Annotated in this window: 13 protein-coding genes; 7 read left to right on the forward strand and 6 right to left on the reverse strand. The window is 52.5% G+C overall.

Annotated features, from left to right (window positions below; translation table 11 throughout):
* Window positions 1–37 precede the first annotated feature (37 nt).
* Complete coding sequence (locus BEN74_RS16170; protein ID WP_068913687.1) at window positions 38–973, forward strand: DUF4424 family protein; 936 nt, start codon at window positions 38–40, stop codon at window positions 971–973.
* Window positions 974–1,059: 86 nt separating this feature from the next.
* Here the strand turns inward: BEN74_RS16170 and BEN74_RS16175 are convergent, their stop codons facing one another.
* Window positions 1,060–1,584, reverse strand: coding sequence for a tetratricopeptide repeat protein (locus tag BEN74_RS16175; protein ID WP_068913688.1), 525 nt, complete (start codon window positions 1,582–1,584; stop codon window positions 1,060–1,062).
* A gap of 156 nt (window positions 1,585–1,740) precedes the next feature.
* Here BEN74_RS16175 and BEN74_RS16180 point away from each other — a divergent pair, with 156 nt between their 5' ends.
* On the forward strand, window positions 1,741–1,938 hold the full coding sequence (locus tag BEN74_RS16180) for a hypothetical protein (RefSeq protein ID WP_068913689.1): 198 nt from the start codon (window positions 1,741–1,743) through the stop codon (window positions 1,936–1,938).
* A 79-nt stretch (window positions 1,939–2,017) separates the two neighbouring features.
* Here the strand turns inward: BEN74_RS16180 and BEN74_RS16185 are convergent, their stop codons facing one another.
* The 5 genes from BEN74_RS16185 to radA all read right to left on the reverse strand — a co-directional run bounded on the left by BEN74_RS16185 (window position 2,018) and on the right by radA (window position 7,150).
* On the reverse strand, window positions 2,018–2,356 hold the full coding sequence (locus BEN74_RS16185) for a DUF3325 domain-containing protein (RefSeq protein ID WP_068913690.1): 339 nt from the start codon (window positions 2,354–2,356) through the stop codon (window positions 2,018–2,020).
* On the reverse strand, window positions 2,353–4,038 hold the full coding sequence (locus BEN74_RS16190; protein ID WP_068913692.1) for a PepSY-associated TM helix domain-containing protein: 1,686 nt from the start codon (window positions 4,036–4,038) through the stop codon (window positions 2,353–2,355). Before BEN74_RS16190 ends, BEN74_RS16185 begins: the two co-directional genes overlap by 4 nt.
* Window position 4,039: 1 nt before the next feature.
* Window positions 4,040–4,390, reverse strand: coding sequence for a hypothetical protein (locus tag BEN74_RS16195; protein ID WP_068913816.1), 351 nt, complete (start codon window positions 4,388–4,390; stop codon window positions 4,040–4,042).
* Between the two features lie 280 nt (window positions 4,391–4,670).
* On the reverse strand, window positions 4,671–5,636 hold the full coding sequence (locus BEN74_RS16200) for a Tim44 domain-containing protein (protein ID WP_068913694.1): 966 nt from the start codon (window positions 5,634–5,636) through the stop codon (window positions 4,671–4,673).
* Between the two features lie 116 nt (window positions 5,637–5,752).
* Window positions 5,753–7,150, reverse strand: coding sequence for a DNA repair protein RadA (radA, locus tag BEN74_RS16205; protein ID WP_068913697.1), 1,398 nt, complete (start codon window positions 7,148–7,150; stop codon window positions 5,753–5,755).
* A 284-nt stretch (window positions 7,151–7,434) separates the two neighbouring features.
* On the opposite strand from radA, the gene BEN74_RS16210 reads away from it, so the two are divergent.
* From BEN74_RS16210 to lysA, 5 genes are all read left to right on the forward strand, one after another.
* A complete protein-coding gene (locus BEN74_RS16210) occupies window positions 7,435–8,838 on the forward strand; it encodes an amino acid permease (protein ID WP_068913699.1) in 1,404 nt (467 codons plus the stop codon).
* A 143-nt stretch (window positions 8,839–8,981) separates the two neighbouring features.
* Window positions 8,982–9,368 carry a hypothetical protein gene (locus tag BEN74_RS16215; protein WP_068913702.1) on the forward strand — a complete coding sequence of 129 codons (387 nt, stop codon included), beginning with the start codon at window positions 8,982–8,984 and terminating at the stop codon, window positions 9,366–9,368.
* A gap of 21 nt (window positions 9,369–9,389) precedes the next feature.
* Window positions 9,390–12,389 carry a DUF4132 domain-containing protein gene (locus BEN74_RS16220; protein WP_068913704.1) on the forward strand — a complete coding sequence of 1,000 codons (3,000 nt, stop codon included), beginning with the start codon at window positions 9,390–9,392 and terminating at the stop codon, window positions 12,387–12,389.
* Window positions 12,390–12,506: 117 nt separating this feature from the next.
* The gene (gene lptM, locus BEN74_RS16225; RefSeq protein WP_086374315.1) at window positions 12,507–12,704 is read left to right on the forward strand and encodes an LPS translocon maturation chaperone LptM; all 198 of its coding nucleotides are present in this window, start codon (window positions 12,507–12,509) and stop codon (window positions 12,702–12,704) included.
* 43 nt (window positions 12,705–12,747) lie between these two features.
* On the forward strand, window positions 12,748–13,998 hold the full coding sequence (gene lysA / locus BEN74_RS16230; protein ID WP_068913708.1) for a diaminopimelate decarboxylase: 1,251 nt from the start codon (window positions 12,748–12,750) through the stop codon (window positions 13,996–13,998).
* Window positions 13,999–14,000: the final 2 nt, after the last annotated feature.

A 14,000-nucleotide genomic window follows, 5' to 3' on the forward strand; every position in this document is an offset into this window, starting at 1 on the left:
ATTTTATTTTAGTATTTTAGGGTAATAGGCTGAATAAATGAGAGAAAAATTACTAATTTTGCTGGCGTTCAGCCCGATTGCCATATGGGCCAACGACTCCACCGGCTATGTTTCCACAGGCGGCGTGCAGTACCTGAAAAATAAAGACATTCAGATGCACAGCGAAGATCTGTTTATCAGCAAAAAGCAAATCAAGGTTGATTATCAGTTTAAAAATTTAAGTCAGAAGGACGTAACTGAAACCATTCTTTTTCCGCTGCCGCCGGTTGAAAACTTTTTTGAGTCGGATTTTGCCGATACAGAACGGCTGCTGCAAAGCTTCAAGGTTCAGGCCAATGGAAAAACCATACAGCCTGAAATGCATGTCCGCACTTTTATTCAGAAAGATGAAAAATCCAAGCCGGTTGATTTAACTGCCGAGTTTAAGCAATGCGGGTTTACCGAAAAGGAAATGCTGAATCCTTGGAACCGGCAGAATTATGAATATGCGCCCTTTGAAGCCAAGCTGAGAAGCTGTAACAATGCAAAACTGCAGCAGGTGCTTCCAGAAAATAAAGATGAATCTATTGCATGGTCTTCGCAGGTGATTTACAGCTGGAAGCAGACGTTTAAAGCCGCTTCGCTGACGCGCGTGCAGCACCAGTATGCACCGCTGGTCGGCGGTTCAGTGGCGCTTTATCCGGCAGAAGATGAAAAAGCTTACTGTATGGACAGCAGTTTTAAAGCCGGCCTAAAGAAAGCCAAGTCACAGCATGCGCCATATCAGGCTTTGGGCTATATTTTAAAAACCGGCGCCAACTGGGCTAAGCCGATTCAGGATTTTAAGCTGACCGTAGAGCGTGATGCGGATGAATTGGTTTCTTTCTGCTGGGCGGGCAAAGTCACGAAAATCAGCCCGACACGCTTTCAAATGACTGAAAAGAATTTTGTACCGAAGCAGGATTTGGATATTATTTTTGTGCGCAAGCTTTAATTTGCGGAAAGAACAAAGCCCGCCAGCATTGCGTATCTGGCGGGCTTTGCCGTTTCTAAGGATTCAGCTTGTAAAGCTGCAGGCCATTATTCGGCTTCTGGCTGCTCAGAAGCTTTGGCCTTTTCAGACCAGTAATCGGCTTTTTCTTCGTCAGCGTCAAGGCCTAAGCCATTTTCATAGATAAAGGCCAAGTCACGCATGGCTTGCACTTCACCCAGCTCAGCAGCTTGCTTCACCAGTTCTGCAGATTTTACCGGGTCTTTTGCAACGACATCGCCGCGGCGGTAAAAACCGGCCAGCTCCAGCACCGCAGCTGCATGCTGATGCTTCGCCGCCTGTTCCAGCCAGCGGTAAGCATGCTCAAAATAGGCTTTGGCCTCTTCCGGCTCTTCTTCACGCAGGTCTTTGGCATAAAAAACATAGCCTTCGCCCAGCCAGTACATCGCTTCAACATGGCCCAGCTGCGCGGCTTTCAGCGCCCATTCTTCAGCCAGCTCAACATGCTCATCCTGTTCGCTTTGCATGTAAATTTCAGCCAGCTCAAATTGGGCATCGCGGTTGCCTGCCATGGCGCGGTTAAACAGCTCGGCAGAAATAGGGAGATCAGACATAGACAATCCAAAAGGGCAGAATATGCATAGCCTAATCGTTTGGCGTAAAAAAGCCAATCCGGAGATTTAATGCTGATCAGTTAAGAGATTTTGCAATAAAAGACTTTTACCAAAGATACAAGCTACAGTTGTTTTTTAAACAGCATTTAATTCACAATGGAAATTCCCTCTCCTTTTCAAAGAGACTTGCGCGGAATACCGCTCAGGGAGAGGATTTTATTGAAAAAATTCCCTCATCCTAACCTTCTCCCTGAGCCATATATGGCGCAAGAGAAGGAACTTTCAATATTAATTTTACTGCTAATAAATGATCATTTATTGATTTATGAAATAGATCTATTTGAAGGACTCTAGAATTTAAAAAATGCCAGTCAATTTCTTAATTGACTGGCATTAATCCGGAGATTGACTTTGCATGAGGGCAGGGGAAGCTTCAGAACAGGTAAATCAGCCCAGCTGTCAGGCCGGTCAGGGCTATGGCGATGGCGATTTTTTTAATTCTGGCTTCCAGGTAGCTTAGGCACAGCCCCGTAAATAAAGCGGCCAAAGTCAGCGCGCCCAGCCAGTAGCTGATCATGTTGCTGACTGAACCGGATAAAACGCAGATCAGCAGGGCAATTATCAGCAGGGTCCAGCCGCCGGCCGCGGCGGTCCGGGTTTTAGCAGCGTCCAGCTCATGTCCAAAAATTTGCTTCTGATGCTTGGACATGGAACTAGCCAAGGCGAAAAATCCTAAAGCGCTGAGCGACCAGATCAACAGAAAGAACATCATGCGTCTGCCTCCTTGGCTGCGGTTTTAGGCGCTCGGGCTTTTTTCACCGGCAGGCCTTTATGCTTTTTCACTTTATAGAATGAGTAGGCGAACAGGACCGCAAAGACCCACATGGCTAAATCTACGCTGGCAATCATCCATTGGCCATGCGCAATGCTGTTCCACAGCGCTTGACCGCCGGTCATAAAGTTGATGATTGGCAGCAGGGCAAAGGCCGCGGCGGCCAGGGCTAAAAGTTCCAGCCAGGCTTGGCGGTGGATGCGCAGCAGGGCGTAGACTAAGGTCAGCAGCCAGACAATAAAGAAACAGCGGATTTCCCATTCCAGACGGTTTTCCAGATTCACGGAAATAAAGCGGTTGGCGTAGAAATAGGCTGCGCAGGCAATCGGCAGGCCGATGATGGCGGCCACATTCAGCACTTCAACGGTGCGGTAGCCGAAAGACTTATAGCCTTGTTTCTGCTGCTGCGGGGCGCGCTTCACGCACCAGAGGATCAGGCCGGTGGCGACCATCATGGTGCCGACAATGCCGGATAAGAACAGCAGCCAGCGCAGGGCGGTGGCCGCGCCTTGGGCCTCATGCAACGAGGTGAAGACATTGTAAATGCCCATCGGAATAGACGGATTCTTTAAGCCGGCATGCTCATCGCTGATATTTTTGCCGGTCACGCCGTCATACTGCAGGCTTGGATAGACATTGCGGTGCGCCACGCTTTCGCCGTACAGGGCGCGCAGCTCTACTTTAGCCTGATCGGTATTCGGCGCAATAATCGTAATGCTTCCAATCGGATTGTTTTTCCATTCCAGCTGCGCATTGACCAGCATTGGGCTTAAATCGGCTAGCGGCGCAGCTTGCGCTTCAGGCGGCTGCTGGCGTTCAGCGCCGTTTTGAGCAGAGCCGGCTGCATTGTTATTGCCCTTGCCGTTTTCCTTACTGCTGCCTTGCGTCAGGGCGCGGCTCTGCTCCTGCAGGAATTGCCCGCGGTTTTCATAAATCTGCTCAACGCCCCACGGCATCAGCATAAACATCAGCAGCAGCAGGCCGCTGAAGGTAATCATAATATGAAAGGGCAGGGCAAATACCGCAGTGGCATTGTGCGCGTCCAGCCAGGAGCGCTGGCCCTTGCCGGAACGGAAGGTGAAGAAATCCTTGAAGATTTTTTTATGGGTAATCACGCCGCTGATAATCGCCACCAGCATGAATAAAGTCGCAATTCCCACCAGCCAGCGCGTCCACAGGCGGGGCATGCCGTACAGTTCAAAATGGAAGCGGTACAGGAAGCCACCGCCGCGGGTGTCGCGCGCTTCCAGCACTTCACCGGTGGCGCTGTCAATGGTAATGCGCTTGCCGCCCCTGCGTGAGCGCGGATCTTCGCCCTGCTCGCGGATGGTCAGCTGGGTGGTGTTCTGGCGCGCGTCCGGCAGCAGGATGCTCCAGCTTCCGGCATTCGGGTGGTTCTGCTGCAGATAGTTCAGCGCCACCTGCGTTTGCTGAATTTGCGAGGCCTGAGGCACGGACTGATGCAGTTCCGGCTTCATCCAAACCGTGATTTCATTTTGGAAGAAACTCAGCGTGCCGGTCAGGAAAATTGCATACAGCAGCCAGCCTAAAATTAAGCTGGCCCAGGTATGCAGCCATGACATGGACTGGCGCGGCCCTTCCGCTTTGGCATCTGGACGCATGTTAATTTCCTACGGCTTTGAGTAATGCAAACAGCACCAGGCAGGGCAGAATAATGCCCAGGCTGGCTTTCAGGGTTTTATTGACCATAAAGACCCAGATAAAAGCCGCAGCATTCAGCGCAAAGGCGATCAGCGTGGCGCTCATGGCGGCGCTGGCGCGGTAGTCCATGAAGTACTGCGCAATCAGCATGGCGCTTAAGCTGGCAAGCGCATAGCCGCCAACCAGCGCCAAAGCGAAGCGGTAGAAAATCATCAGGCGGTAAGCCAGCAGCAGGGCGCTTTCCTTGCGCTTGCCGGGCGGCGCGGCCGCATCGGCCTTCACTGCTGCCGCATTAAGGGGGGAACTGGTCATCATTGGAAATTCAAATCTTCAGAAGTATAATTTTAAATAACGCAAATGATAACAATTAACATTTAGATTTGAAATATCTGGACAGAAAAAATTCCAGATTTCAGAAAAAATAAACAAATAAAATAAGGGTATGCAGATTTAAGCGGGCAAAGCGCAGAGGACTTTCATTGAAATGCATGGCGGCGGCAAGGCGCAGATGCGCAGCTGAGAATTCAAATCCGGCCTTGATCTGCAGATAAAAAAACAGCGGCCTAAGCCGCTGTTTTTTCACGCTGAAGCATCAGCCTTCTTGCTGGATGCCTGCAACCAGCCAGTCTTGGTTAGAACCGGCAGGCTTCACAAAGTGCCAGACTTCCGCAAAAGGCTGCGGCAGGCTGTTCAGGTCTTCACTCACAGTGCCCGTGAAGCGGACGCTGACAATATACTGGCCATTTTCAGTGGCGGAATCTGCAACCATTGCATTCAGGTTGGAGAACTCAGCAACGTCCTGATCCTGATTGCCCATAATGTCATTGCGCATCGACTGGTACAGGTCAGGCGTCAAGTAGCGCTGAATTTCTGCAATGTTGCTTGCAGAGTTCATGGACTGAATATGGTTGAAGCGCTGGCGGGCAATGCGCAGGAAGGACGCAGGCTCTGAACCGTCCGGCAGCTGGCTGCCTGAATTGGTATAAGCGCTGCCGCCAAACGGCGCATTGGCTGCTGCGGAACCGCCTACAGCCTGGCCGAAGATATTGCTGTTGTCTCCGGCAGGGCTGCGCGGCGCTGCATTTTGCTGGCCAAACGGCGCGCTGTTCGGCGTGCCGCTGTTTGGCGCATAGGGATTACTGGCTAGTTTTTTTTTTGCGCCCATCTTGCGGAAAATAAAGAAGGCAGCGCCGGCAGCCAGCAGAATCCAGATCCAGCTTGGAATGCCGCCTTTTTCTTCAGCCGGAGCCTGAGCTTCAGAAGCAGCCTGCGTGTTTTTGTCGTCCGCCATCGCGTTTGCAGCGACTGCGCCAATGGCCGCGCCCGCTACGCCGGCTGCAACCATGCCGCCGACATTAGAACCGGATTTTGCCGGAGCGGCTGGCTGTTGTACTGGAGCAGCTTGACGAGGCTGTTGGTAAGGCTGAGCTGGAGCGGCTTGACGGCTCATGCCGTGGCTTTTGCCGCTGCCTGCGCGTTTTGCTTCCGCAGTCAAAGGCGCAACCAGTAAAGCAGCGGTCAAAACGCCCGCAATCAACCCACGCTGTCGAACTTCCATTCATTTTTCCTATCATAAATAAAATATTGCCCTGTATTTATGCAGGCATTCCATCTGAATTTCAATATAAAAAGCGTATTTTTTATTGAAAATTCGATGCTGAATCTAAAATCGCTTTAACTCAGCTCTTCACTCAGGCTCATGGCTTCGCTTAAGGCTTCATGCAGGCGGGCAACCGAAATAATATTGACCCCCGGAATCGGGCTTTGCGGCGCATTGCCCCGAGGCAGAATAATATGCTTGAAGCCATGCTTGACGGCTTCCTTCAAGCGCTCCTGGCCATTCGGCACCGGGCGGATTTCGCCGGAGAGGCCGACTTCGCCGAAGACCGCCAGCTGCTGCGGCAGCGCCTTGCCGCGGATGCTGGACGCGCAGGCTAAAAGCACAGCCAGGTCCGAACCGGTTTCAGTGATTTTCAGGCCGCCGACAATATTGACATACACATCCTGCCCGGAAGTCTGCACGCCGCCGTGGCGGTGCATCACCGCCAGCAGCATGTTCAGGCGGTTCTGGTCCAGGCCTAAGGCCACCCGCCGCGGCTGGCCCTGCGAGTCATCGACCAGCGCCTGCACTTCAACCAGCAGCGGGCGCGTGCCTTCACGGCTGATCAGCACAATAGAGCCGGGAATGGCTTCATCATAGCGGCTGAGGAAAATTGCCGACGGATTGGAGACTTCACGCAGGCCTTTATCGGTCATGCCGAAAACGCCCAGTTCATTGACCGCGCCAAAGCGGTTTTTTACTGCGCGGATCATGCGGAAGCGCGAATCGGACTGGCCTTCAAAATACAGCACGCAGTCCACCATATGCTCCAGAACCCGCGGGCCGGCCAGTGCGCCTTCTTTGGTCACATGGCCGACAATAAACAGCGATGTGCCGCTGTTTTTGGCAAAGCGGGTCAGCAGGGCAGCCGACTCACGGATTTGCGATACGCCGCCCGGCGCTGACTGCAGGGTTTCAGTATAGAGGGTCTGAATGGAGTCCAGAATGGCCACGGCAGGGCGCTCATGCGCCAAAACCTCGCAAATCCGCTCTACGCAGGTTTCCGCCATGACTTTCAGCTGGTCAGTCGGCAAGTCCAGGCGCTGCGCGCGCAGCGCCACTTGCGAAAGCGATTCCTCGCCGGTGACATACAGCGCAGCGCTGCGGGCCGCCGCCATGTGCGTTGCTGTCTGCAGCAGAATGGTGGATTTGCCGATGCCGGGGTCGCCGCCAATCAATACCACGGAGCCGGTCACCAAACCGCCGCCCAGCACGCGGTCAAATTCGCCGATGCCTGTCGCTAAGCGCGATTCACGCGAAACCGAAACTTTATTTAAGGTGGTGATCGCCGCCGCCTGGCCCGCATAGCCGCCGCCTGCGCCCATTTTCGGCTGCGCCCGGTGGCTTACTGCGGGGGCAAGGCTGACTTCACTGAGGCAATTCCATTCACCGCAGTCCGTACATTGGCCTGCCCATTTGGGATGATCAGTCCCGCATTGTTCACAGCGGTAAACAGTTTTGACTTTACTCATGTAGCCCTTTATCTGTATAAGAAATTATGAATGGGGAGAATGTAGCAATAGCTGTTTGCAAAAACAATTTTTTGCAGGATTTATCGCCATAATTTAAGTTGGCACGCAAGCTGCTAACTTTTCAGGGACAGGGCAAAACATAAAAGGATAGCGGCGGCATTGTTTTAAAAATCATCTAAAGCGCGGTCAGGCGTGAGAAATATTGACGAATCGTCCAAAAAGCTTTTTTTATTTTAATTTTTTGGGCTACTTTTAAATACTGAATTCTGAGAGACAAAATAACAATGTCAAATGAAAACCTCAGTTCAACTAGCGAAGATAGTGAACTAAAGCGCAGTTTATCCAACCGCCACCTGCAGCTCATTGCAATTGGCGGCGCGATTGGTACAGGTTTATTCATGGGGTCGGGCAAAACAATCAGCCTGGCGGGGCCGTCTATTCTGCTGATCTACATGATTATTGGCTTTATGGTGTTTTTCGTCATGCGCGCGCTTGGCGAACTGCTGCTGTCCAACCTGCACTACAAATCATTCATCGATTTTTCTACAGATCTGATTGGCCCGTGGGCCGGCTATTTTGTCGGCTGGACCTACTGGCTGTGCTGGATCACCATCGGCATCGCCGATCTTTCCGCAATTATCTACTACCTGCAGTTCTTTAACGGGGGCAATCCGTTCTCGCCTGAAGAAGGGGTGATGATCAGCATCGCCGCCATCGTCTTCATCATGGGCCTGAACCTGGTGACGGTCAAGCTGTTCGGCGAGCTGGAATTCTGGTTTGCGCTGATCAAGATTGTCGCCATTGTGGTGCTGATTGGCGTGGGCCTGTGGATGATCTTTACCGGCTTTACTTCAACGGCCGGCGAAGTGGCGTCATTTACGCATCTCTGGTCGCACGGCGGCTTATTCCCTACCGGCGTGACCGGCTTCCTGGCGGGCTTCCAGATTGCCATTTTTGCCTTTGTTGGGGTTGAGCTGGTCGGCACAACCGCAGCTGAAACCAAGGATCCTGAGAAAAACCTGCCGAAAGCGGTCAACTCAATTCCTATCCGCATCATTGTGTTCTATGTGCTGTCGCTGGTGATTGTCATGTCAGTTACGCCGTGGAACAGAATTGATCCAAGCATTTCGCCTTTCGTGAACCTGTTCAGCCAGGCGGGCATTGCCGCTGCGGCCATCATCATGAACCTGGTGGTGCTGTCTTCGGTGATGTCTTCAATGAACAGCGGCGTGTTTTCAACCAGCCGCATGCTGTTCGGCCTGTCGCGTGAAAAGCAGGGCCCGCAAGCCTTTGGCCATCTGAACAAGCGTGCTGTTCCCGCCAATGCGCTGTATTTCTCTGCAGTCTGCCTATTGCTGGGCGCTGGGCTGCAGTACTTTGTGCCGAATACCGTTGAAGCCTTCACATTGGCAACGACTTTATCGACAATTTTATTCATCTGCGTCTGGCTGATGATTATCTGGAGCTATATTGTCTATTATAAAACCCGTCCAGAACTGCATGCGAAATCAACATTCAAGCTGCCGGGCGGCTTGTTTACCTGCTGGGTGCTGATCGTCTTCTTTATAGGGATGATCTACGTGCTGTCTTTGGAAGCGGACACCATGAAAGCGCTGATGGTCAGCCCAATCTGGTTCATCATTCTGATTATCGGCTACTTCGGCTTCTATAAGCCAAGGCATAAATAATCCGGTTTTTGCGTCAGAAAGCTGCCTCTTCCGGGGCAGCTTTTTTTTGCGTCAAAATCTGGCGCGCGGATGCAGGCGGCCATTCTCACGGCGCTTTTATCTGCATATAATGCAATGATTCAAGGCGATTTTTTGAGCATGCGATGCAAGATCCATATCAAGCTGTTCTGCGCAGCATAGACGGTTATTGCGCATTAAAAATAGAAACTGAAAGCTGCACTTTGCGTGAAGTCTTAAAGCGCCATCTGGCGCAAAAAATGCAGCCCGCGCAGGACTATCTGCAGCAGCTGCGCCGGCAGCGCCATGCCGATGAGCGCTTGCTGAATGATGCCTTGGCGCAGCCCGAAGCGGCCTGGCAGGCTTTGATGGACCCTGAGCGGCATTTGGCCTATGCCATTGAGCTTTTTCAAAATAAGGCTTTCATTGCCTTGGTGGATGGCCGGCAAATTTCCGATGCCGATGAAGCATTTTTATGGATGCCGCATTCGCAGATTCAATTCATTCGCTTGACGCCCTTGGCGGGCCAATAATTTTCACTGGAGAATAATAAGATGCAGACGCAGCAGGAATTTGAACAGGAACTGCAGAATAATATCCGCATTGTGCACATGGAGCGCAATCAGCATTTAAGGGATTATCGCCAGCGCCAAATTGAACTGGCGCAGCAGCTGTCCGCTCAGGGCATTGCCGAAGCGCTGCAGCAGCTGTGGTGTGATTATATTGACTCCTATGAGTCCAATATTCCGCTGGAGGAGCAGCATTTGGGCTTGTCGGCCCGGCTGCGGGCATTAGCTGATTACTACCGGCTGCATCCTGAGCAGCGCGCGGCCATGCAGTGCATCTTCCGTCAGCTGGAACAGATTGATCAGGCCTATGGCTTTGCCTCTTCTGTCGGCAGAGGCGTGAGTACGCTGAAAACCGCATGCGACGGCATTGACCAGTTTGATTTGCTGCAGAAGCTGCTGCAGCGGGAACAGCCGCGCATTCCAGCTGCGGCTTTATCGGCGCTGCAGCAGCTCAGTCAGGCGTCCTGCTATTTTCATCCGGACTGCAAAGGAAGCTATGCGGAGCTGCGGAAGCTTGCCGGCGCGCAATTGGACGCCATGCCGGCTGCAGAAGCTGCCAGCCTGCTGTATTGGGTGATGCAGGCCTTGGTTGAAATCCAGCCGAAGAATTTGCCGAGTCACGATGCGCAGCACAGCTTTTCTACGGTGCTGGAAAAAATGCTGGCGGCGCAGCTTGGCGCTGCTGCGGAAAATGAGCATGCTGCGCTTGCAGAAGCTGCGGTATTTATGTGCTTAACTGAGCACTTTCATGTGCTTTTGCGCGCCATTCATGACCGCAAGCTGATTCAGCTGATGGCCAAGCTCACTGCGCAAAAAGGCAAGAAAAAACAGCTGACGCCGGAAATGCAGTCCCTGCTGTTGAAGCTGGATTTCATCTGCTTGAATTTGATGGGCTATTTCCCGGCCAAACAGCTCGAAAAATATCAGCAGAAAATTGTTGAAACCGTGGGCATCGCGCAGCAGGAGCAGGCTGAGGCCTTAAGCCCGGCAGGCGCGGCGCATCCGGCGGAAGCGGCTTATGTTTTGCCGTTTTCTGAAACTGAAGCCGCTGTGGGAGCTTTTATTCAGCAGGGCCGGCAGAAGCTGGTGTGGGTGGCGCAGCTGCAGCGGGAGTTTGACGCGCTGCCGGCCGGTGAAAAGCATCAATGGATGCAGTTCTGGCAGCATATCGACAGTCAAAAATCGGGCAAGCCCAGCAAAAAATGGCTGATTGAAGCTGAAAAGATATGGAAAAACAGCGCTGTGGGCGAAAATTATCTGGCGCAGCTGCAGCATTGGCTGGGCGTCATTCAGAAAGCGTCACCGCGTGATACGCGCCCCTTTGATTCTAAAAATGAAAACACTTTAAGAGGCGTGCTGTGGTTCAGTCAATTCCAGCAGCATCAGCAAGCGGAACTCTTGAGCCTGCTCAGCGGTTTCAGCCAGTTTTGCTGGCGTAAAATTGAGGGTGTTGGCGCAGCCAGCGCCGTAATTGGCGGCGTATGCCTGAATCTGCTGGCGCAGCGCGGCTTGGCAGGCCTTGCCAAGCTGAGCTTTCTGCAGAGAAAAATCCGCTATGAACTCGGGCAAAAGCAGATCCGCAAAGCTTTAAATGAGGCGGCGCAGGCGAATGGCCTGAGTGCGGATGAAATCAAAGAAACCGTTGCTGAAGATTTTGGCTTTGCTGCTGGGCAAAGCGCAGCTGCGCTTTGGGGGGACTGTCAGCTGACCCTGCATTGCAGCGGTGATAAGCGCTGCAGTGTCCAGGTGCAGGATGCGCAGCAGCATGCCATAGACGTTTTGCCGAAAGGCATGCAAGGCTCCGGCATATTTAAGGATTTAAAGAAGCAGGCCCTTGCGGTTGAAAAGCAGCTCCATGTCTATGCGCAAAATTTTGAAGACAATATGCTGCAGGAGCGTCAATGGCCTTACGCTTTCTGGCGGGAATACGTGATTGCGCATGGCTTGCTGGGCTGGCTGGCCAGCCGGATGATCTGGCAGCTGCATTTAAGCAATGGCGCCGTGCATGCGGCCGTTTACCATAATCAGGCTTGGCGGGATGCGCAGCAGCAGGCGCTGGATATTGAGCCGGCGCAGATTGAAAAAGTCAGCTTATGGCATCCGGTTTTTTCAGCCGCGGCTGCAGTGCAAGCATGGCGCGGGTTTTTCATGGCGCAGAAAATTCAGCAGCCGTTTAAGCAGGCGTTCCGCGAAGTGTATGCGGTGAGTGAAACTGAAGCTGCCGGCGCGCAATCTTTGCGTTTCGCTTACCATTATCTGCAGCAGCCGAAATTTAAGGCGGTTGCCAATGCGCGCGGCTGGCATTATGACATTCAAGGCGGCTGGGACAATTTCAGCATGCCAAGCCGCCATTTCAGCCGGCAGGGCATTGTGGCGGCGCTGCGCATCGGCTTGCCGGAAGGCAATGACTTGATGGGCGCATCGGGCGTTTATCTCTATATAAAAACGCAGGAAATTGTCTTTAAAGCCGGGCAGGGTGCTGAGCTGAATCTGGCGGAGGTGCCTAAGCTGGTCTTTTCTGAGGCCATGCGCGATATTGACTACTTCATACAGGGCTGTTCAATCGGCATGGATTTGGCGCTTGAACTGACGGGCTTCCCGGATGAAATGCGCAATTACTATGCTTCAGGCTACCGCCAGTCCAATAGCCAGATTTGGGCCAACCGCCATTACAGCCTGGATGCGGTTTTATCGCAGCTGGATATCGCCGCGCAGTGCCGCTTGGATCAGCATTTTGTGTATGTCACAGGCAAGCTGCATGAATATAAAATCCACATTGGCACTGGGCACAGCTTCATGTCGCCGAATGACCAGTTTCTGTGCATTGTGCCTGAGCGGAAAATTCAGGCGGTGCATGCCGCGCATCTGTTTCTGCCTTTTGATGACGATGCAATGCTGAGTTTGATTTTGAGCAAAGTGCTCCTGCTCAGCCAGGATGACCAGATTCAGGATGCCTTGATTCAAAAGCAAATTAAAGTTGCTTAAATTTACAGCAGAATTGAGTGAAGCCTGGCAATTCCTGCTGGGCTTTTCTTTTATCCGTGAGTTGATCACGTTATACTCGGAAAAATCGTTTCATCAGGTACGTTTATGTATCGCTTCATGAATTATAAAACCGCCGCGCTTGCGGCCAGCCTTTTGCTGACAGCCTGCGGCCAGTCCGGCGCTTTGCAGCTGCCTAATGATCCAAATTACGACAAGCGCGCGAAATACCTGCTTTATTCAGATGCAGAAAAGCCTCAAAAGGCGGAGGAAAACAGCGGACAGGCTCCGGCTCAGCCGCCTGCCGCCGCGGAATAATCACTTCAAGCGCTATACCTTAACTTAAAGCAAGGATACATTCATGAGCTTCACCCGCATTAATGGGGTTCTGCACGCCGAGCAGTGTTCACTGCAGCAGCTTGCAGAGCAATATGGCACGCCGCTGTACGTCTATTCAAAAAATACTTTGGCCAAGCATTATTTGGATATGGACCGCGCATTCAGCTTTATCGGCCATCAAATCTGCTTTGCGGTAAAGTCAAACTCCAATCTTGCGGTTCTGAATGTATTGGCCAAGCTGGGCGCCGGTTTTGACATTGTCACCGGCGGCGAGCTGGCACGCGTGCTGAAAGCCGGCGGGGACGCTTCCAAAATCGTTTTTTCCGGTTTAGGCAAAACCGAAGCGGATATTAAGGCGGCGCTGCAGGCCGGCATTGCCTGCTTCAATGTGGAATCCTACGCCGAGCTGGACCGCATTCAGCAAGTCGCTGCCGAGCTTGGCAAGCAGGCGCCTATTTCACTGCGGGTCAATCCGGATGTAGATGCGAAAACCCATCCCTATATTTCAACCGGCCTGAAAGAAAACAAATTCGGCATTCCGTCCGACACGGTATTTGAAACCTATCAGTACGCGGCTTCTTTGCCGAATCTGGATGTGATCGGCATTGACTGCCATATCGGTTCGCAGCTGACTGAAACCCAGCCTTTTGTTGACGCTTTAGACCGCGTGATTGTCATGATTGATCAGCTGAAAAAGCTGGGCATCAATCTGAAGCATATTGATATCGGCGGCGGCTTAGGCGTGACCTATAAAGATGAAACTCCGCCATCGGTTGAAGAATACGCCAATGCGCTGAAGCCGGCTTTGGAAAAGCTCGGCTTAAAAGTCTATATGGAGCCGGGGCGCAGCATTTCCGCCAATGCTGGCGTGCTGCTGGCCAAAGTCGATTTGCTCAAGCCGACCAGCCACCGCAATTTCGCGATTATTGACGCTGCCATGAATGACTTGATCCGCCCGGCTTTATATGAAGCCTGGATGGACATTCAGCCCGTCACGCCGCGCACAGACACTGAAGCGAAGCAGTGGGATGTGGTCGGCGCAATCTGCGAAACCGGTGACTTTATAGGCAAAGAGCGCGAGCTGGCGCTGCAGCAAAATGACCTGCTTGCTGTGCTGGGCGCGGGCGCATACGGCTTTGTGATGAGCTCGAACTACAACAGCCGCGGCCGCGCAGCCGAAGTGATGGTGGATGGCGCGCAGTCTTATTTGATCCGTGAGCGCGAAACCATTGAGTCGCTGTGGGAACGTGAACGCTTACTGCCAGAGGAATAATT

Source organism: Acinetobacter sp. WCHAc010034 (assembly GCF_001696615.3).
Taxonomy (GTDB): Bacteria; Pseudomonadota; Gammaproteobacteria; order Pseudomonadales; family Moraxellaceae; genus Acinetobacter.